Raw genomic sequence first — 19,729 nt, forward strand, 5'->3', positions numbered from 1 at the left:
CAAAGATGTACGACCCCACAGTCGCCCGACTCACCTACCGGGCCCTCCTCGGCCGCCGCCGGGCCCTCATCCTGGGCGCCCTGCCCCTGCTGCTGATCGTGATCTCCGCGATCGTGCGCGCCCTGGTCGGCGCCGACGACCAGACCGCCTCCGACCTGCTGGGCGGGCTCGCGCTCGCCACCATGGTGCCGATCATCGGCGTCATCGCGGGCACCGGCGCGATCGGCCCGGAGATCGACGACGGCTCCGTGGTGTACCTGCTGTCCAAGCCGCTCAAGCGGCCGACCATCATCTTCACCAAGCTGATCGTGGCGATCGCCGTGACGATGGTGTTCTCGGCGCTGCCGACGCTGATCGCGGGGTTCATCCTCAACGGCAACGGTCAGCAGATCGCCGTCGCCTACACGGTGGCCGCGCTGGTCTCCTCGATCGCCTACGCGGCGCTCTTCCTGCTGCTCGGCACCGTGTCCCGGCACGCGGTGGTCTTCGGGCTCGTCTACGCGCTGGTCTGGGAGGCCCTGTTCGGCTCCCTGGTCGCCGGGGCGAGGACCCTGAGCGTCCAGCAGTGGTCGCTGGCCGTCGCCCACAAGGTCGCGGGCGGGGACCTGGTCACCTCGGACGTCGGCCTGCCGACTGCCACGGTGCTGCTGGTCGTGGTGACCGTCCTCGCCACCTGGTACGCGGGACAGAAGCTGCGGTCGCTGACGCTGGCGGGCGAGGAGTAGGCGCCCCCGACGTACCACTGATGTCCCGCTTACTGACAGGGACTTCATCTTTGTCCGGGCAGACTGGACAAAGGGGAACGTTCGGCTGCGAGTCGAAGGGAACGGGCATGGCAGACGACTGGGACGACCTCGTCCTGGACGAGGACTTCATACAGTCCGCGGGGACGACCGAGCCGTCTGCCCGCGCCCGGATGCTGGCGGCGCGCTGGCGTGACGAGGAGCCCGAACCCCAGCCCTGGCGCTCCGACGAGCCGCCCGCGGGGTGGTTCTTCAGCAAGCGCCGTCGGCGCTGGCGGCGCCGGTAGGTTCGAACGCACGGCCCATTTAATCGGTGGCGCCCAACTCGTCGTCCAGGCAGAGTGGTTGATGTCCACACCGCCGGACGACGGTCCGGCGCCACGTTCTGGGGAGGAGCCGGGCGATGTCCATGCACGACAGTACGTCCGGTTCCCGCCAGGGCAGCCGGCGGAGGACTCCGGTGTAGTTACGCCACCGTGGAGTCCACCCGCAGGAACTGCCCGGGGCGGCCGCTTCGAGCACGCGATGTCGCTCTCGCGTGAGGCCGCCCACCCGGAGGATTGGCCGAGCGGTAAGGCACCGGCTTGCTAAGCCGTGGTCGGGCCTGGAAAGCCCGCGCACGTTCGATTCGTGCATCCTCCGCAAGACGTTGTCACTGGGCCGTGGCCAGGGTTCGCGGCCGGAGTACGTCAAGAAGGGCCGGCGAAGAGTGCGGCGGTGGGTCGGCCGGTTGCAGCGTGATCGTCGACCAGCTCGGCCCGGGCGGCGAAGCGGCCGTGGGGCCGGTGCACGCGCTGCCGAGCCCGTCGACGAGCTCCCGGTCCAGCCGGACGGCGCGTAGCCGTCAGCCGAGCAACCGCTCCAGCACCATCGCGATCCCGTCCTCCTCGTTGGAGGACGTCACCTCGTCGGCGACCGCCTTCAGCTCCTCGTGGGCGTCCGCCATCGCCACGCCGTACGACGCCCAGGCGAACATCGGGAGGTCGTTGGGCATGTCGCCGAAGGCGATCGTGTCCGCGGCCTTCACTCCCAGGCGGCGAGCGGCCAACGACAGGCCCGTGGCCTTGGACAGGCCCAGCGGGAGCAGTTCGACGATGCCCTCGCCCGACATGGCGACCGTGACGAAGCCGCCCGCGGCCCGATGGGCCGCCTCGGCCAGCTCGTCGTCCGACAGCTTCGGATGCTGGATGTAGATCTTGTTCAGCGGGGCGGCCCACAGATCCGACGCGTCCGTGAACGGCGTCGACGGCAGGGCGCCCGTCACCGCGTACCCCGGCCCGACCATCACGTCGCCGTCGAGGCCGTCCCGGCTGGCCGCCAGATACAGCGGGCCGACCTCCGCCTCGATCTTCGCGAGGGCCACGCCCGCCAGCTGCCGGTCCAGCGTCACCGACGTCAGCAGACGGTGCTCACCTGCGTGGTACACCTGCGCGCCCTGGCCGCAGACCGCGAGACCGTCGTAGCCGAGGTCGTCAAGGATGTGCCGGGTCCACGGGACGCCGCGCCCGGTCACGACGATGTGGGCGGCGCCCGCCGCGGTGGCCGCGGCGAGCGCGTCACGGGTGCGCTGTGAGACCGACTCGTCGGAGCGCAGGAGCGTTCCGTCTAGGTCGGTCGCGATCAGCCGGTACGGAAAGCCACTGCTCACTTGGCGACCGGTTCCAGCAGCTCCCGGCCGCCCAGGTACGGACGCAGCACCTCGGGCACCCGCACCGAGCCGTCGGCCAGCTGGTGGTTCTCCAGGATCGCCACGATGGTGCGCGGGACGGCGCACAGCGTGCCGTTGAGCGTGGCCAGCGGCTGGACCTTCTTGCCGTCGCGCATGCGGACGGACAGGCGGCGCGCCTGGAAGCCGTCGCAGTTGGAGGCCGAGGTCAGCTCGCGGTACTTGCCCTGGGTCGGGATCCACGCCTCGCAGTCGTACTTGCGGGACGCCGAGGCGCCGAGGTCGCCCGAGGCCACGTCGATGACCTGGAACGGCAGCTCCAGGCCGGTCAGCCACTGCTTCTCCCAGTCCAGGAGCCGCTTGTGCTCGTTCTCCGCGTCCTCGGGGGCGACGTACGAGAACATCTCGACCTTGTCGAACTGGTGCACGCGGAAGATGCCCCGGGTGTCCTTGCCGTAGGTGCCGGCCTCGCGGCGGAAGCACGGCGAGAAGCCGGCGTAGCGCAGCGGCAGCTTGTCGGCGTCGAGGATCTCGTCCATGTGGTACGCGGCGAGCGGGACCTCGGAGGTGCCGACCAGGTAGTAGTCGTCCTTCTCCAGGTGGTAGACGTTCTCCGCGGCCTGGCCGAGGAACCCGGTGCCCTCCATGGCGCGCGGGCGGACCAGCGCGGGGGTGAGCATCGGGGTGAAGCCCGCCTCGGTGGCCTGCGCGATCGCCGCGTTGACGAGGGCGAGCTCGAGCAGGGCGCCGACGCCCGTCAGGTAGTAGAAGCGGGAGCCGGACACCTTGGCGCCGCGCTCGACGTCGATGGCGCCCAGCGCCTCGCCGAGCTCCAGGTGGTCCTTGGGCTCGAAGCCCTCGGCGCCGAAGTCGCGAATGGTGCCGTGCGTCTCCAGGACGACGAAGTCCTCCTCGCCGCCCACGGGGACGTCGGGGTGGACGAGGTTGCCGAGCTGCGAGGCGAGGCGCTTGGTCTCCTCGTCGGCGTCGTTCTGCGCGGCCTCGGCTTCCTTGACGTCCGCCTTGAGCTGCTCCGCCCTCTTCAGGAGCTCGGCGCGCTCCTCCGGAGTGGCCTTGGGGATGAGCTTGCCGAGCGACTTCTGCTCGGAACGCAGCTCGTCGAAGCGGACGCCGGACGACCTGCGCCGCTCGTCGGCAGACAGGAGGGCGTCGACGAGGGCGACGTCCTCTCCACGGGCGCGCTGGGAGGCACGCACTCGGTCGGGGTCCTCACGGAGCAGGCGAAGGTCAATCACGCGGTCAAGGCTACCGGTGCGGGGATACGGCACACGACTCACTATTCCCGGCCGTGCCGAATGATGGCTTACGTTCTGTTATGGGTGAATTGCGGTGAGTGTCAATGAAAAGCACCTCGGATCCCCGGGACGAAGCATGCGCGAGGTGTGGGGTTGACTCGACTCCCCTGCGGGGAGCGGGACTTGGCGCGCGGTTGTCCACAGAAATCCACACCCTCCGAGAAGTTATCCACAGGGTGTGCGGGAGATCTGTGGATTTCGGAATTGATCACTCCGAAACTTGAGGGTCACGCCGAGGATTCCCATCGCAAACCCCCGTGTACCCCTACTTTCGAGTGGAAAGCGGTCACTCCAAAGGGTTATCCAAGGGAAAAGAATGGACGAAGGGTGATGTGCGCGCCCGTGAACGCCGGAGGGGTCTGTAGGCCGATTTGTCGACAGGGCCGCGCTTTGGTGTCGACTTGTCCCCAGGTCGAGATGCATGCCTGTGGATAACTTCTGTGGATAACTAAAATCTGCAGGTAAGACAGGTCAGAAGCGCCCGTCCTGGCAGCGGGCCACCCAGTCCGAGGCCGCCATGAACGCCTCGTCCGAGGTGCCGGTCAGCGGCGCCCGCAGGTCCGCCGGTCCCTTGTCCGCACGCGGGTACGAACCGAGGAAACGCACCTCGCGGCAGATCCGCTTCAGCCCCATCAGCGCCTCCGCCACCCGGCGGTCGGTGATGTGGCCCTCGGCGTCGATGCAGAAGCAGTAGTTGCCGATGCCCGCACCCGTGGGCCGGGACTGCAGCAGCATCAGGTTGATACCGCGGGTGGCGAACTCGCCCAGCAGGTCACGCAGCCCGCCGGGGTGGTCGTCGCGCTGCCACAGCACGACAGAGGTCTTGTCGGCGCCGGTCGGTGCGGCGGGCCGGGCCGGGCGGCCGACCAGCACGAACCGCGTCTGCGCGTTCTCGGCGTCGTGGATCCCGGTCTCCAGCGCCTGAAGGCCGTACCGGGCGGCCGCGAACTCGCCGGCGAAGGCCGCGTCGTACTGGCCCTCCTGGACCAGCCGGGCGGCGTCCGCGTTCGAGGCGGCCGACTCCCAATGGGCGTCCGGAAGGTGCGTCTTCAGCCAGTTGCGCACCTGAGGCTGGGCGGCAGGGTGCGCCGAGACCGTCTTGATGTCGGTGAGCTTCGTGCCCGGCCTGACCAGCAGCGCGAAGGTGATCGACAGCAGCACCTCGCGGTAGATCATCAACGGGGCGCCCGCGACCAGTTCGTCGAGGGTGGTGGTGATGCCGCCCTCGACGGAGTTCTCGATCGGCACGAACGCGGCCTCGGCCTCACCCACGCGCACCGCGTCCAGCGCGGACTGCACCGACACGTAGGGGATCAGCTCCCGGGTCGCCGCCTCGGGAAGCGTCCGCAGCGCGACTTCGGTGAAGGTGCCCTCAGGGCCGAGATAGGCATAGCTCGCTGGCATGACCTCACCCTAATGGCCCTTGTGGAACAGGGCGCGGGTGTCTCACGACTGCCCCTCCGCTGAGTGAAACGGCGTGACCAAGGGCCGCCCTCGGCCGTTCGCGTGACCCGCCCCACCCGAAACCTCACCCCTCCAGCAGCCCCTGGCCCACGTACTCCCCCTCCGCCGCCCCGCCCGGCACCGCGAACAGACCGCTCGACTCGTGCCGGATGTACTGGGAGAGTGCGTCGCCGCGGTCGAGCTTGCGCTGGATCGGGACGAAGCCGCGCAAGGGATCGGCCTGCCAGCAGACGAACAGGAGCCCGGCGTCCGGCACCCCGTCCGTGCTGATGCCGTCGTGGTACGAGAACGGGCGGCGCAGGATGGCGGCACCCCCGTTCTGGTCGGGCCGGGTGATGCGGGCGTGCGCGTTGATCGGCACCGCCAGATCCCCCTTCGCGTCCGTCTTCTCCAGGTCCATCGCCGTCGTCTCGGTGCCCCCGGACAGCGCCGCGCCGTTCGCCTTCCGGCGCCCGATGACGGCCTCCTGGGCCCCCAGGGACAGCTGCTCCCAGTCGTCCAACAGCATCCGGATCCGTCGTACGACGGCGTAGGAGCCGTTCGCCATCCACGCGGGGGTGCCGGATCCGGGGACGAAGATGCGCTGGTCGAAGTCGGGCTCGCCCGGCTTCGGATTGCGCGTGCCGTCCAGCTGGCCCATGAGGTTGCGGGCCGTCATGGGGTGGGCCGTGGCCCCCGGCGTCCGGTTGAAGCCGTTCATCTGCCAGCGGACCTTCGCCGCGCTGCCCGTGTCCTTCTGGATCGCGCGCAGGGCGTGGAAGGCGACCAGGGCGTCGTCGGCGCCGATCTGCACCCACAGGTCGCCGTTGCTGCGGGTCCTGTCGAGCTGGTCGGAGGAGAAGTCGGGCAGGGGGTCGAGGGCGACCGGCCGCTGCTTCTCCAGCCCGGTGCGGGCGAAGAAGCTGTGGCCGAAGCCGATGGTCAGCGTCAGTGAGGAGGGCCCGGCGTCCCGGGCGACATCCGTGTCGCCGGACCCGGAAGCCTCCCCCGCCATCAGCCGTCGAGCCGTTTCTGACCAGCGGCGCAGCAGCGCGGCGGCCTCCTTACGGCCCGCGCCCGCCGCCAGGTCGAAGGCGACGAGATGGCCGCGGGCCTGGAGGCCTTCGGTGATGCCGGGCTGATGTTTCCCGTGAAACATCACCTCGTCGCTGCCCACCGAGGTCAGCGGAGTCGCCGCGGCGGGCGCGGAGGCGTACCCCACGGCTCCGCCGGCCGCGCCCAGGACGAGTCCGGTGGCACCGGCGGTGCCGAGCAGGGCGCGCCGCGAGATGCCGCTGCCGACCGGGACGCCCCCCTCGGCGGAGGTGCTCCCCTCGGCGGAGCCGCCCTCTTCGGTGCCGGCGACGGGAATGGACTGTTCAGCCATGGTGCGGTTCAGCCGATCTGCGCGTTCTTGGAGACGGTCGTCTGGTCGATGTCGGAGGTCCGTACGGTCACGGCGACCTTCCAGTCACCCGCCATGGGGATCTGCACGTTGCTCGCCGACCAGTGGCCCGTGGCGATGCGGTCCGGGGTGATGGCCAGCGGCCCGATCTTCTTGGCCTCCAGGGTGAGGGCGACCTTCACCTCGGGGATGTCGAAGGCGCGGCCGTTGGGCCGCTGGACGTAGACGTGCATCTCGTTGCCGCCCACGCGCGCGGGGTCGAAGTCGACGGTCACGACCCCCTTGCCGTCCGTGCCGCCGGTGTCGAAGGACATGTCCAGGGTCACCGCCCCGGACCCGGCCGACGCTGAGGAGGACGACGAAGAAGAGGAAGCCGCCTTGGACGCCTTGGCGTCCTGCTCCGTACGGCCGGGCTCGGTCTGCGTCAGCACGGTCGTGACCGCCAGCAGCACGACCGCGACACCGGCCTCGGCGAGCACCGAGCGGCGCAGCCCGAACCGGTTCGGATCCGCGTCCCGCGTCCGCTTCTGCCGCGCGGTGTCCATCGCGGCCTGCTGCCGGGCGAGTTGAGCGGCTCGCTTGGAGCCGGCCCCCTTGGCCTTACCGGACCCGGACCCGGACCCGGATGCCGACCCCGATCCGGAGGCATTCGCCGCGACCCGCTCCTTCTGCTGCACCCGTTTCCCTCGCTGCACCGCGGTGTCCGCGAGCTGCGCGGTCCACCGCCGCGAGATGAACGCGATGCCGACCAGCAGCGCCACCAGCCCGATCTTGACCAGCAGCAGCTGCCCGTACCGGGTCTCGGTGAACGCCGACCAGGAGCCGAGCTGCCGCCAGGACTGGTAGACGCCGGTCGCGACCAGTGCGGCCACGCTGCCGAAGGCGACCTGGGAGAACCGTCGTACGGCGGCCGACTCGATCGGCGCGTCGGAGCGGTACAGCGCGACGAGCAGCGCGGTCAGCCCGCCCAGCCAGGTGGCGACGGCCAGCAGGTGGACGACGTCGACGGGCATCGCGATGCCCGCCTGGAGCCCGACCGAGGCGTGCTCGGCCATCGCCCAGCTCGCCGCGAGTCCGGCCGCGACGACGGTCCCGCCGACCGCGAGCCCGAAGGTGAGGTCCCGCTTCTCCTCGTCCTCACGCTTGTCGTAGGCCCCGAAGAGGACGGAGATGAACAGCGCCGCCGCCGCGAGCAGCAGCAGCCGGGACACGAGGGCCGCGCCCGCCTTGGTCTGGAGCACGTTTCCGAGCAGGTCCAGGTCGAAGATGTCCCCGACCTTCCCGGATCCCGTGTAGGTGCCGCGCAGCAGGAGCAGCAGCAGGGTGGCCGAGGTGAGCGTGAGCCAGCCGCCGACGACGAGCCGCTGCATGGGCTTGACTCCGGCGCCGCGCTGCCAGCAGCCGAGCACGAACGCGGCGCCGCCGACCAGCACGATGAAGCCGGCGTACGACATGTACCGCCCGAAGCCGTACAGCCAGCCGACGACCCCACCGCCCGCCGTGTCCCCGGAGACGGAGACGGAGGTGGTCGAGGGGGCGCCGACGGAGAAGGTGTAGGCGCCGGCGACGGGATGGCTGTCGGCGGAGACGACCTGGTAGGTGACGGTGTACGTGCCGTCCGGCAGGCCGCTGTGGACCTTGATGCCGTACGTCGTGCCGCTCACCTCGAACGGCTTGCCCTGCTGGACGGCCTTGCCCTTGGGGTCGAGGACCCGCAGCGAGTCGTTCGACAGGGCGACCTTCTCGGAGAAGGTCAGCGAGACCTGGTCGGGCGCCTTGTCGACCACCACCCCCTGCTGGGGGTCGCTGCCGGTGAGCGCGGCGTGCGCCGAGGCCGGCCCGGCCGTGGTCAGCAGCAGGCCGCACGCGGCCAGGAGCAGCAGTACCAGGGTCCGGACGCGGGGGGCGATGGTCTGCGTCAAGGTGATCCCTCCCTCAGTGTCCGGTCTTCGGGACGTACGTCGCCGACTTCACCGGCATCTTCACGACGACGGGGTCGGACTGGGCGAAGTGCAGTTCGACGGTGACCGTCTGCCCCTGCTTCGGAGCCTGCTTCAGCTTGTCGAACATCAGATGGTTGGCACCGCTTTTGAACACGAGTTGACCGTGGGCGGGGACGGAGAGGCGGGAGACCTCCTCCATCGCGCCGCCGTTCGTCTCGTGCATGGTGACCTCGCCGTCGTCGCTCGTGACCGAGGTCAGCTCGGCCTTCGACGAGCCGGAGTTGGAGATCGTCATGAACCCGGCGGCCATGTCGGCGGAGACGGGCTGCGGGATGTAGGCGCCGGAGACGGTGAGGCCTCCCGAGGAGCCGTCGGCATCCGAACAGCCGGCCAGCAGCAGGACAGCCCCCGTCAGTACGGCGAGCCCGGTGGAAGAACGCTTCACGGGTTCTGCCCCTTGATGAGCTTGGGCAGGTCCTTGGTGTAGTCGTCGACGGAGGCGTCCTCGCCGTAGAGGACGTACCCCTCGTCGGTCTTCGGGGAGAAGGCGACGACCTGGGTGCCGTGCACCGAGACGGTCTTGCCGGTCTTCTTGTCCTTGTGGGACGGCTCGATGGAGATGCCGAGGGTGCGGGCGCTCGCCTGGATGGTGGCGAAGTCGCCGGTCAGGCCCACGAACGCGGTGTCGATGCCCTTGAGCCACTTGCCGAGTTCGGCCGGGGTGTCGCGGGCCGGGTCGGTGGTGACGAACACGACGGTCAGCTTGTCCTGCTCGGACGTGGGCAGCTGCTTCTTCGCGACGGCGATGTTGTTCATCGTCAGCGGGCAGATGTCGGGGCAGTGGGTGTAGCCGAAGTAGATCAGCGTCGGCTTGCCGGCGGTCTCCTTGCGGAGGTCGTACTTCTCGCCCTTGGTGTCGGTGAGGACCAGGTCCGGCTTCTCGAACGGCTGGTCGAGGACGGTGGCGGCCTTGTCGGAGCCGGCCTCCTCCGAGACCACGGAGACGGGCGAGCTGCTGTCGTCACCGCTGCCGCAGGCGGAGAGGGTCAGGGTGGCGGCGGCGATCAGCGCGGCCGCGGCGAACGTCTTCTTGCGCATATCAAAATGTCCCAGAGGTAAGAATTTCGGTGCGCGCCGGGGCCGTACGACCCCGGCGCGCGTCCCGCGAAACAGGGTCAGGCGTCGCTGCGCCGACGGCCGGCGAGCACCCCGTAGGCCACGCCCAGGGCGCCGACGACGATGCCCACCACGCCGAGGACGCGGGCGGTGGTGTCACTGCTGTCGCCGGCGTCGGCCTCGGTGGTCGCGGCGGCGTTCTCGGTCTTGGCGTCCGCCTCCTCGGCGGCCGTCGAGCCGTGGTGTCCGTCCTCGGAGGCCGCGGACAGGGCGAGCACGGGAGCCGGCGTCTCGGGCTCCTCCGCGCCGTCCTCCTGGACCTCGATCCAGCGCACGACCTCCTTGTTGGAGTACGTCTGGATCGCCTTGAAGACCAGTTCGTCGGCGTTCTCGGGCAGGGCGCCGATCGAGACGGGGAACTTCTCGAAGTAGCCGGTCGGGATGCCGCTGTCCTTGGTGGCGGCGGTCCAGGTGACCTTGGAGACGGCCTCGGTGATCTGCTCGCCGTGCAGTTCGAGCGGCTTGGCGAGCTTGGACTTGGTGACGTCGATCTTCCAGCCGGGCATCGGCTCCGGCATGACCGAGGCCAGCGGGTGGTCGGTCGGGAAGTTGACCTCGAGCTTGGTGGTGGAGGCGTTGTCGCGCTCGTTGGGGACCTTGAAGTCCACGACCGCGTAACCGCCCTTGGCGGCGGTGCCCTCGGCCTGCACGCTGACGTGTGCGAAGGCGGGTGAGGACAAGACGATGACGGCGGTGGCGGCGACGGCACCGGTGGCGGCGAGACGAGAAGCCTTCATGAAGAGCACTCCGCTTCGAAAGGGATTCCGGTGAAGAGGGGTACGCGTGGGTACACGCGCGTGCCGCGCGACGGCGGCCCCTTCCACACGTCCCTCGGGAATGTCCCTCAGGAATGTCCTTCAGGAAGTGGAGTGGTGATCGCGTCGCGTCAGGCGGCGAGAACGAGTCCGGCGGCGGCCGGGGGACCGCGCCTGATCACCGTGTGCTGGAGTGCCGCGGTACGCGGTCGGGGCGGCGCGAGCGACGCCGCCAGCGGGGCGCGTGGTCCGGCCTCGGTCGCCCCCGGCAGCCCCGCACGCAGGGCGCGCACCAGCGCGAGAGCCCCCCGCAGAGACCGTACGAGCGCCCCCTCCGCGACCGAATGCGCCGAGTACGTGGACAGTTCGGCCAGCCGCAGCAGCGCCAGGTCCCCGTGCCGCAGCAGCCACCCGGCGGCGACGGCCGCGAGGACGTGCCCGAGGACCATCGGCAGGGACGGCCAGACGGAGGAGCCGGTCATGGCGTCCGCGGAGTGGTGCACCGCGGTGGTGCCCGTCCCGGGACGGAGCCGGGCGTCGGTGAGGATCTTCTGCGCCTGCGCCGGGCTGATCGCCGCGGCGGTGGTCCCGCACAGCAGCCGTGCGGCCTGCTGGACCAGCGTGGCGTCGGACGCCGGCTGCGCGGACGACATCGACGACATGGACGACGACATCGACGACATCGCCGTCGTGCCGTGCTGCCCGAGCCCGAACAGCACATGCAGCACGGTCTGTCCGACCGTCAGCAGCGTCGCGATCCCCGCCAGTGAGCGCTCGCGCCCGGCAAGAGGTGCCACGACGAGAACGGCCCCGGCGAACCCCGCACCGAGCGTCCACCACGGCACCGTGGCGCAGGAGGCGATCGAGTGACCGGCCGCGGCCAGCACGACGCAGACCGCGGCGAACACCGCGGCCCGCAGAACCCGGAGATCCCCTCCGGAGCGCGCGTGGGGGGCAGTCATGGCGGGCTCATCATCGCACTGGGCCGATGAGCGCCATACGGCAGGTCCACAAGATGACGTACGGGGGGTACGACCGAAAGGTCACTTCTGACCCGGGCTGCCCCACATACACCGGTCATTGCCCCCGGCGCATCCCCCGTATGGGCGGCATCACGTCAACGATGTGCTTACAGCGGGGCATGGGCGGCAATACGTAACGGTATGTCGAGCCGCGGCCAGGAGGCTGGAGCATGAGCATCTGGTGGTCACTCCATCTGCGGCGCGAGGCTGCGAGCGTTCCGCTCGCCCGGCGCCTGCTGCTCGGCACCATGGAGACCGCGGGCGTCGACCCGGACGTCTCCTACGACCTCTCCCTCGCCCTCAGCGAGGCCTGCGCCAACGCCGTGGAGCACGGCGGGGAGAGCGGGGTGCCGGACTCCTCGGCGGCGTACCGGGTCACCGCCTACCTCGACGGCGAGAAGTGCCGAATCGAAGTCACCGACTCCGGCCCGGGCTTCCCGCCCGTGCGGCCCCGCCCCACGCCCATGGAGGCGGAGAACGGCCGCGGCCTCTGTCTCATCCGCGAACTCGCCGACCACGTCCAGATCGGCAACACACCGGGCCGGGGCGCCGTGGTGAGCTTCGACAAGATCCTCAAGTGGAGGAAGGACGCGCCGCTGATGGCGGTGTGAACAGGAGACTTCAGCTTTTTCAGCATCCTCAGGCTGCGCACAGCGTCCCCTCAAGGTCCTGACGGACAGGATTCCTACGGTCCTGGTCATGACGGGAAACCACAGGAACTCCAGCATCACGCGGCGCCGCGCCCTCGCGGTGACCGGCGGAACGGTCGCGGCCGGCGGGCTCGCCGTCACCGGGTACCAGTCGGCCTTCGCCGACACCACCGACACCGCCGAGGCGACGGCCACCGCCTCGGCGACGAGCACCGGCGCGTGCATGACGCTCATGTCGAGCGTCACCGAAGGTCCGTACTACCTCGACGGCGCCCTGGTCAGAAAGGACATCACCGAGGGCAAGAGCGGCGTCCCGCTGACGCTGCGGCTGACCGTCGTGGACGCCACCGACGGCTGCACCCCGGTCAAGGGCGCGGCCGTGGAGATCTGGCACTGCGACGCCTGGGGCTACTACTCCGGCTACACCACCGCCAATCCCGGCGGCTCCGCGCCCGCGGAGAGCGAGGACGGCTCGACCGCGAACGACAACACCTACCTGCGCGGCTACCAGATCGCGAACGCCAACGGGGTCGTGAAGTTCGAGACGATCTTCCCGGGCTGGTACACCCCCCGCACCTGCCACATCCACGTCAAGGTGCACACCGGCGGCGAGAAGGAGGACGGCACCTACGAGGGCGGCACGGTCAATTACACCGGCCAGCTGTTCTTCGACGACACGATCACCGAGGAGATCTTCGCTCTGGAGCCCTACTCCCGGCACTCCGGCAGCTACACGGCCCTCGACGACGACATGGTCTACGACGGCGGCGGCGCCTCCAGCGGCCTGCTCACCCTCAAGGCCGTGCACAAGGCCGACCCGTCCCGGGGCTACAAGGGCTCCCTGAGCCTCGCCGTCGGCCCGGACGCCGAGAACACGGGCGCGGGCAGCGGCGGTGGCGGCACGCCTCCCAGCGGGGCCCCGTCGGGCGAACCGCCGAGCGGCGCTCCGTCCGAAAGTGCCAGTCCCTCGGCCTCCGCGTCCTCATAAGGTACGGCCATGAGCAGCCGCGAGGACGAGGCGCTGGCACTGGCCGCCGTAAACGCGCTGACCGGTCAGCTGGCCCTGGCTCCCAAGCCGGGCCTGCCCGACCCGCGTGACCTCGGCGCCCGCGCCACGAGCCCGGACCACTCTTCCCTGCGCTGGTCGGCCAAGGCGCTCGCGCCCGGCCTCGCGGCGATGGCCGCCGCCGCCCGCCGCACCGGCGAGCCCAGTCCCCAACTGCGTGCCGAGCTGGGCGCGATCGGCCGGTGCACCGAGCACTCGGTGGGCCTGGCCGGCGGCGGCCACCGCGGTGCCCTGTGGACCCTCGGTCTACTGGTCGCCGCGGCCGCCCTCGACCCGGGGGCGCGGTCCAAGGACGTGGCCACGGCCGCCAAGAAGATCGCCGCGCACAGCGACAGACGGGCCCCGCGCCGGCCCTCCCGGGGCTCCTCGGTGTCCGCGAAGTACGGCGCGGCGGGCGCCCGGGGCGAGGCGCGGGCCGGATTCCCGCACGTACGGCGGGCGTTGGACGCGCTGGCCGCGTCCCGCAGGGCGGGCGCCGACGAGGCCGAGGCCCGCCTGGACGCCCTGCTCACCGTGATGTCCACCCTCCAGGACACCGAACTCCTCTACACGGCGGGCCCGTCGGGCCTCCGCCACGTCCAGGCGGGTGCACGCGCCGTCCTGGAGGCGGGCGGTACGACGACGGACGCGGGCCGCGAGGCCCTGCTCGCCCTCGACACCGACCTCCACGCGCGCGCGTGGAGCCCCCGAGGCAGCGCGGGCCTGCTCGCGGGGGCCCTGTTCGTGGACACACTCCCGGTGCAGGCCTTCCAAGGGCGGCCTGACATCGGCTAGTCCACGAGCACAGCCCGCCCCACGCACGGCTCCGAGGCGCGGCCGGCGGCCCTCCTGGTGGCCGGTCCCATCGCGTACGACGCCATCAGGGTCACTCCGCCGAGCAGCAGCCACCCGGGCGTGCCCCACTCCACGAGCAGGGTGGTCAGCACCAGCGGGCCGAGCGTCCGGGCCACCGTCACCCCGGTTCCGAAGAACCCCTGGTACTCGCCGACCCGCTCGGCCGGAGCCAGATCGAAGGAGAGCTGCCAGGACCCCGCCGACTGCCCCATCTCGGCGACCACCTGCAGCACGGCACCGACGACCAGGGCCCCCACGGCCACCCATGGCGAAGCCCCCGCGGACAGCGCGAACACGGCGCAGGCCGCCAGCATGATCCACCCGGACCGCCGCACCGCGCGCGTGGCCGACGCGAGCCCGGTCACCCCGCGGGCCATCCGCACCTGGAACACCATCACGGCCCCGGTGTTGAGCACGAACAGCGCGGAGACCAGATAGGTCGGCGCAGCGGTCCGCTCGGCGATCCACAGCGGAATCCCCAGGCTCAGCAGGGGCATCCGCAGCAGCAGGACGGTGTTCAGCAGGGTGATCACGGCGTACGGCCGGTCGCGCAGCACCCCCGAGCCGTGATGTTTCTCCACGGGCACGCGAGGCGCCACCGACGGCAGCCGCAGCACCGCACACATCACGAAGCTCACCGCGTCCACCGCGAACACCCCGAGGTACGCGGCCCGCGTCCCGGCGTGCAACGCCAGCCCGCCGATCCCCGCACCGACCGCGAGCCCGGCGTTGAGCGTCGCCTGGAGGTGGGCCAGCAACCCGGTCCGTTCCCCGGCGGACACCAGCCCCGCGAGCAGTGCCTGCCGGGCCGCGGCGAGCCCGGACTGCGCGGAGGCGTAGGCGCAGGCCGCCAGGACGAACGGCGCGAAGTCGCGCACCACCAGGAAGGACGCCACCGCCAGCCCCGTGGCCAGCGCCAGCAGCACCGCCGTGCCGCGCGCTCCACGCCGGTCCGCGAGCCGCCCGAGCGGTACCCCCACCACCGACCCGACCGCCCACCCGACGGTCAGCCCGAGCCCCACGCGCGCGGGGTCGAGCCCGACGACGTGGGTGAAGTAGAGCGCCGACGTCACGTAGTAGGCGCCGTCCCCGACGGAGTTGCTCAACTGGGCGAGGGCCAGGACGCGTTGCGGCCCCGCGGGCGGGACGAGTGAGTTCGTCATGGGAACGACATTAGGAGCGCGGTGGACCGATCGGCAGGCCCAATCAGTGCCCTTGGGAGTGGCCCAATTCCAGAACCCGGACGAGTGTCTCCAACGCCTGCGGATAGGCGCGTTCCCGAGGCGTCCCGTACCCCACGACGAGCCCCGCGCGCGATCCCGCCGCGTGCCAGTGCTCCCGCAGAGACCCCACCGCGAGCCCCTCGGCCGCGGCCCGCGCCAGCACCGCCGCCTCGTCCCCGACCTCGACCAGCGCGTGCAGCCCGGCAGCGATCCCCTGTACCGGCCACCGCGGCCCCAGCCGCTCCACCAGCCGGTCCCTGCGCCGCCGGTATCCGAGCCGGCACGCGCGCACGTGACGGTCGTAGGCATGGCTCCCGATGAGCTCGGCGAGCGCCAGCTGCCCGATGGTCTCGGTGCTGTGGTCGCTGTGCAGCTTGGCGTCGGCCACGGGCCCGACGAGGTGTGGCGGCAGCACCATCCACCCGAGCCTGAGCGCGGGCCCGAGCGTCTTGGACGCCGTCCCCAGGTAGACGACCTGCCCGGGTGCCATCCCCTGCAGAGCCCCGACGGGCTGCCGGTCGTACCGGAACTCCCCGTCGTAGTCGTCCTCGACGATCAACGCCCCACGCGCGCGTGCCCAGTCGGTGAGCGCCCGTCGCCGTGAGGGGTGCAGCGTCACGCCGGTCGGGTACTGATGGGCGGGAGTGACGACGACGGCGTCGGCGGCCCCCAAGTCCTCCGGGCAGGCCCCCAGTTCATCGACCCGCACCGGCACCACCCGTCCCCCACCACGCCGTACGACATCCCGGTGGAAGGGCAGCCCGGGGTCCTCCATGGCGATGACCCCGCCCTCCAGAACCCGGGTGAGCAGCGCGAGCCCCTGCACGGCCCCGGAGGTGACGACGATCCGCTCGGGAGAGGCGACGACCCCGCGGGCCCGCCCGAGATACTCCGCCAGGGCGGTCCGCAGTTCGACGCGCCCCAGGGGATCGCCGTAGTCGTACGCGGAGACGGGCGCGGTGGCGACGGCCCGCCGTAGGGCCCTGAGCCAGGCGGCGGCGGGAAAGGCGCCGACGTCCGGACTCCCGGGCCGCAGATCGAACAGCGGCGCACGCGCGCGTGGACCGCTTTCCGGCGGTTCGGCTTCAGCGGCGGGCAGGGGAGCGACGACCGTCCCCGATCCCTGCCGAGCGGTCAGATAACCCTCGGCGATCAACTGGTCGTAGGCCGCCTTCACGGTCCCCCGGGAAACCCCCAGCTCCTCGGCGAGCCGCCGAGTGGCGGGCAACCGGGCCCCAGGAGCGAGCCTCCCGTCCCGAACGGCGTCGCGCAGGGCCCGTTCGAGCCCGACGCGACGCCCTTCGACAGAGCCGGCTTCTAGATGGAGGTCCACAGAACCCACCCGGGATCGTGACCGGCCACGATCCACGCGCAGCCGAGACTCAACCCTTGAGCCGGGCCATCCACGCCTCGACCTCGTCGGACTGCCGAGGCAGCCCCGACGACAGATTCCGGTTCCCCTCCTCGGTCACCAGGATGTCGTCCTCGATCCGCACCCCGATACCCCGGTACTCCTCGGGCACGGTCAGATCATCGGCCTGGAAGTACAGGCCGGGCTCGACGGTCAGCACCATGCCGGCCTCGAGAACCCCGTCGACATACGACTCCACCCGCGCGGCGGCGCAGTCGTGGACGTCCATGCCCAGCATGTGCCCGGTCCCGTGCAGCGTCCACCGCCGCTGGAGCCCCAGCTCCAGCACCCGCTCCACAGGCCCCTCGACCAGCCCCCACTCCACGAGCCGCGCGGCCAGCACCCGCTGGGACGCGTCATGGAAGTCCCGGTACTTGGAGCCCGGCTGCACGGCCGCGATCCCGGCCTCCTGGGCGTCGTACACGGCGTCGTAGATCTTCTTCTGGATCTCGCTGAAGCGGCCGTTGATCGGCAGGGTCCGCGTCACGTCGGCGGTGTAGTACGTGTGCGTCTCGACACCGGCGTCGAGCAGCAGCAGCTCACCCGACCGCACGGCCCCGTCGTTGCGCACCCAGTGCAGCGTGCACGCGTGCGGCCCGGCCGCGGCGATCGTGCCGTAGCCGACGTCGTTGCCCTCGACACGTGCGCGGAGGAAGAACGTGCCCTCGATGTACCGCTCGGAGGTGGCCTCGGCCTTGTCGAGCACCTTCACCACGTCCTCGAAGCCGCGGACCGTCGAGTCGACCGCCTTCTGCAGCTCGCCGATCTCGAACGCGTCCTTGACGAGCCGCGCCTCGGACAGGAAGACCCGCAACTCCTCGTCCCGCTCCGCGGTGACCTTGTCGGTCAGCGCGGCCTCGATGCCGGCGTCGTACCCGCGGACGACCCGCACCGGGCCGGTCGCCTCGCGCAGCGCGTCCACCAGCTCGCGGACGTCGGAGACGGGGATGCCGTACAGCTTCTCGGACTCGGTGAGCGAGTGCCGCCGCCCGACCCACAGCTCGCCCTGGCCGGAGAGCCAGAACTCACCGTTCTCGCGGTCGGAGCGCGGCAGGAGGTAGAGCGTGGCGGTGTGACCGCCGGACGCGGCCGGCTCCAGGACGAGCACGCCGTCCTCGGTCTGGTTGCCGGTGAGGTAGGCGTACTCGACGGAGGCCCGGAACGGATACTCCGTGTCGTTCGAGCGCGTCTTCAGGTTGCCGGACGGAATCACCAGCCGCTCGCCAGGGAACCGCGCGGAGAGCGCCGCACGGCGGGCCGCCGTCTCGGCGGCCTGCGCGATCGGCTCCAGGTCGTGCAGCTCCGTGTCGGCCCAGCCGGACTTCATGCTCTCGGCCAGCTCGTCGGAGACGCCCGGGTACAGGCCGTTCTTCCGCTTCTTGATCGGCTCTTCCGACTCTTCCGGGGTCTCCGGGGTGAGTTCGTCGGCCACGGTCATCCTCCTAGATACGGCACTGGACCCCCTCCATCGTACGGTCGTACGGAAGGGGGCCCAGGGCCGAAAGACCCGTTACCACCTGCTACTCGAAGTGAGCCGCGAGTAGGACGACGTCCTCCTCGGAGTCCGCCTCGTCCTGTCCGTCCGGCAGCACGGTCCGCAGCACGTGGTCGGCGACGGCACCGGGGTCGCCGCGCAACGCCCTCGGCACCCCGGCCGCCGCCGCGTGCAGACGCGCGAAGGCCCGGTCGGTGGCGTCGCCGGTGCGGTGCAGCAGCCCGTCGGTGTACAGCAGAACCGTCTCTCCCGGCTCGGCGAACAGCTCCACGCTCGGCGCCTCCCAGCAGGCGAGCATGCCGAGCGGCGCGGAGACGGTGGTCTCCACGAAGTCGGTGCGCCGCTCGCCGATCAGCAGCGGCGGGCAGTGCCCGGCACCGGCCAGCGTGATCTTGCGCAGCGCGGGCTCGCAGTAGGCGAACAGGGCGGTGGCGGAGCGGGCCGGCTCGGTCAGCCTGAGCAGCAGCTCCAGGTCGGACAGGACCGCGACCGGGTCCTCGCCCTCCATGACGGCGTACGCCCGCAGGGAGGCTCTGAGGCGTCCCATCGCGGCGATCGCGCTCGCGCCGCTGCCGGTCACCGAACCGACCGCGAGGCCCAGCGCCGCGTCGGGCAGCGGCAGCGCGTCGTACCAGTCGCCGCCGCCGCGCGGACCGGTGCGGTGCCGGGCGGCGAGCCGCACACCGGCGACGCGGGGGAGCCGGGACGGCAGCAGCTCCTCCGCCAGCGTCGCCATGCACGCGCGCGTGCGCTCGACTTCGAGGAGCCGGGCCAGGTGCTCGGTGGCATGGCGGGTGTACAGACCGACGAGGTGGCGCCGGCGCTCGGACGGTTCGGCGGGCTCGTCGTAGAGCCACACGGCGGCACCGAGGCGGCCGGCGCCTGCGGTGGACAGGGGAAGCGCGTAGCTGGCGGCGTAACCGAGGCGGGCGGCCACCTCGCGGTGGCGCGGGTCGAGGCCGTCCTCGGCGAGCAGGTCGGGCTGGGCGATCTCGCCGTCGCCGCCCGGCAGTCCGTCGAGGATCTTTCCGTACGACATGGAGCTGCGCGGGACGGTCTCGATGTGCCCGAGGTCGGCGCGGGCGAGTCCGAGGCCGATGGTGGTGTCGGGGCCGAGGCCGTCGTCCGGTTCGAGGACGACCAGACCGCGCCGGGCTCCCACGAGGGCGGCGCCGGCGCGCAGGAGTTCCTGGAGAGCGTCGGACAGGGCATCCGTGCGGACGAGGCGTTCGGTGAGTTCGTGGAGGGTCGTGAGGTCGGAGACCCAGCCGGCGAGCCGGTCCTGGAGCAGGGCGCCGGGTGCGTTCGGCGGGGAGACCGAAGGGGTGGCCGGGGCGGCTGGCGCGGGCGCGACAGTGTGTGCGGGTGCGGGAACCGTTGAATCGATTCCAGCCACTTTCGGAGGGTGAGGGGCGTTCATGGCGTCCGGCTTTCCGACCGGTGCGTATTGCTCAAAAGCATCGCAAACCCCCATGTCATTCTGCGCCGCTAGCAGTGTCTCCACATCTACACGCACTCGTAAGGGGATGTCCAGCATTGTCCTGCCGGGATTCCTGGTGTCCGTGGGTAACTGGTGGAGAG

General features: G+C 71.2%; 18 protein-coding genes and 1 tRNA gene. 6 read left to right on the forward strand and 13 right to left on the reverse strand.

The features are described 5' to 3' along the window. Positions 1–5: 5 nt before the first annotated feature. The 3 genes from OG841_RS23830 to OG841_RS23840 all read left to right on the forward strand — a co-directional run bounded on the left by OG841_RS23830 (position 6) and on the right by OG841_RS23840 (position 1,385). Positions 6–725, forward strand: coding sequence for an ABC transporter permease (locus tag OG841_RS23830; protein ID WP_328639638.1), 720 nt, complete (start codon positions 6–8; stop codon positions 723–725). 107 nt (positions 726–832) lie between these two features. Next, complete coding sequence (locus tag OG841_RS23835; protein WP_069759589.1) at positions 833–1,030, forward strand: SGM_3592 family protein; 198 nt, start codon at positions 833–835, stop codon at positions 1,028–1,030. Positions 1,031–1,297: 267 nt separating this feature from the next. Next, positions 1,298–1,385, forward strand: a tRNA-Ser gene (locus tag OG841_RS23840). 202 nt (positions 1,386–1,587) lie between these two features. Here the strand turns inward: OG841_RS23840 and OG841_RS23845 are convergent. The 9 genes from OG841_RS23845 to OG841_RS23885 all read right to left on the reverse strand — a co-directional run bounded on the left by OG841_RS23845 (position 1,588) and on the right by OG841_RS23885 (position 11,409). Beyond that, a complete protein-coding gene (locus OG841_RS23845) occupies positions 1,588–2,391 on the reverse strand; it encodes an HAD family hydrolase (RefSeq protein WP_371566812.1) in 804 nt (267 codons plus the stop codon). Next, the gene (serS, locus tag OG841_RS23850; RefSeq protein ID WP_328639636.1) at positions 2,388–3,665 is read right to left on the reverse strand and encodes a serine--tRNA ligase; all 1,278 of its coding nucleotides are present in this window, start codon (positions 3,663–3,665) and stop codon (positions 2,388–2,390) included. The genes OG841_RS23845 and serS overlap by 4 nt, the downstream gene beginning before the upstream one ends. Positions 3,666–4,196: 531 nt before the next feature. Further along, positions 4,197–5,129, reverse strand: coding sequence for a prephenate dehydratase (gene pheA / locus OG841_RS23855; RefSeq protein ID WP_328639635.1), 933 nt, complete (start codon positions 5,127–5,129; stop codon positions 4,197–4,199). Between the two features lie 124 nt (positions 5,130–5,253). After that, positions 5,254–6,555 carry an iron uptake transporter deferrochelatase/peroxidase subunit gene (gene efeB, locus OG841_RS23860; RefSeq protein WP_328639634.1) on the reverse strand — a complete coding sequence of 434 codons (1,302 nt, stop codon included), beginning with the start codon at positions 6,553–6,555 and terminating at the stop codon, positions 5,254–5,256. A gap of 8 nt (positions 6,556–6,563) precedes the next feature. After that, positions 6,564–8,495 (reverse strand): copper resistance CopC/CopD family protein, encoded by a 1,932-nt coding sequence (locus OG841_RS23865; protein WP_371566814.1) that lies wholly within the window; start codon positions 8,493–8,495, stop codon positions 6,564–6,566. A 13-nt stretch (positions 8,496–8,508) separates the two neighbouring features. Continuing rightward, positions 8,509–8,961, reverse strand: coding sequence for a copper chaperone PCu(A)C (locus OG841_RS23870; protein ID WP_328639632.1), 453 nt, complete (start codon positions 8,959–8,961; stop codon positions 8,509–8,511). Further along, on the reverse strand, positions 8,958–9,614 hold the full coding sequence (locus OG841_RS23875) for an SCO family protein (RefSeq protein ID WP_365116379.1): 657 nt from the start codon (positions 9,612–9,614) through the stop codon (positions 8,958–8,960). Before OG841_RS23875 ends, OG841_RS23870 begins: the two co-directional genes overlap by 4 nt. Positions 9,615–9,691: 77 nt before the next feature. Continuing rightward, complete coding sequence (locus OG841_RS23880; protein WP_371566815.1) at positions 9,692–10,429, reverse strand: YcnI family protein; 738 nt, start codon at positions 10,427–10,429, stop codon at positions 9,692–9,694. A 149-nt stretch (positions 10,430–10,578) separates the two neighbouring features. Next, positions 10,579–11,409: a hypothetical protein gene (locus OG841_RS23885; protein ID WP_328639629.1), complete on the reverse strand. Its 831-nt coding sequence runs from the start codon at positions 11,407–11,409 to the stop codon at positions 10,579–10,581. A gap of 230 nt (positions 11,410–11,639) precedes the next feature. Here OG841_RS23885 and OG841_RS23890 point away from each other — a divergent pair, with 230 nt between their 5' ends. From OG841_RS23890 to OG841_RS23900, 3 genes are all read left to right on the forward strand, one after another. Next, complete coding sequence (locus OG841_RS23890) at positions 11,640–12,080, forward strand: ATP-binding protein (RefSeq protein ID WP_328639628.1); 441 nt, start codon at positions 11,640–11,642, stop codon at positions 12,078–12,080. Between the two features lie 88 nt (positions 12,081–12,168). Continuing rightward, on the forward strand, positions 12,169–13,107 hold the full coding sequence (locus OG841_RS23895) for an intradiol ring-cleavage dioxygenase (RefSeq protein ID WP_371566816.1): 939 nt from the start codon (positions 12,169–12,171) through the stop codon (positions 13,105–13,107). Positions 13,108–13,116: 9 nt separating this feature from the next. Next, positions 13,117–13,959 carry a triphosphoribosyl-dephospho-CoA synthase gene (locus tag OG841_RS23900; RefSeq protein WP_328639626.1) on the forward strand — a complete coding sequence of 281 codons (843 nt, stop codon included), beginning with the start codon at positions 13,117–13,119 and terminating at the stop codon, positions 13,957–13,959. Here the strand turns inward: OG841_RS23900 and OG841_RS23905 are convergent. The 4 genes from OG841_RS23905 to OG841_RS23920 all read right to left on the reverse strand — a co-directional run bounded on the left by OG841_RS23905 (position 13,956) and on the right by OG841_RS23920 (position 19,685). Continuing rightward, positions 13,956–15,182 (reverse strand): MFS transporter, encoded by a 1,227-nt coding sequence (locus OG841_RS23905; protein WP_371566817.1) that lies wholly within the window; start codon positions 15,180–15,182, stop codon positions 13,956–13,958. The two genes, OG841_RS23900 and OG841_RS23905, sit on opposite strands and share 4 nt — an antisense overlap. A gap of 43 nt (positions 15,183–15,225) precedes the next feature. Then, on the reverse strand, positions 15,226–16,575 hold the full coding sequence (gene pdxR / locus OG841_RS23910; protein WP_371566818.1) for a MocR-like pyridoxine biosynthesis transcription factor PdxR: 1,350 nt from the start codon (positions 16,573–16,575) through the stop codon (positions 15,226–15,228). A gap of 49 nt (positions 16,576–16,624) precedes the next feature. Beyond that, positions 16,625–18,091: an aminopeptidase P family protein gene (locus OG841_RS23915; RefSeq protein WP_328639623.1), complete on the reverse strand. Its 1,467-nt coding sequence runs from the start codon at positions 18,089–18,091 to the stop codon at positions 16,625–16,627. Between the two features lie 82 nt (positions 18,092–18,173). Continuing rightward, positions 18,174–19,685: a PP2C family protein-serine/threonine phosphatase gene (locus tag OG841_RS23920; RefSeq protein ID WP_328639622.1), complete on the reverse strand. Its 1,512-nt coding sequence runs from the start codon at positions 19,683–19,685 to the stop codon at positions 18,174–18,176. Positions 19,686–19,729 lie beyond the last annotated feature (44 nt).

Origin of the sequence: Streptomyces canus (assembly GCF_041435015.1) — a bacterium.
GTDB lineage: Bacteria > Actinomycetota > Actinomycetes > Streptomycetales > Streptomycetaceae > Streptomyces > Streptomyces canus_G.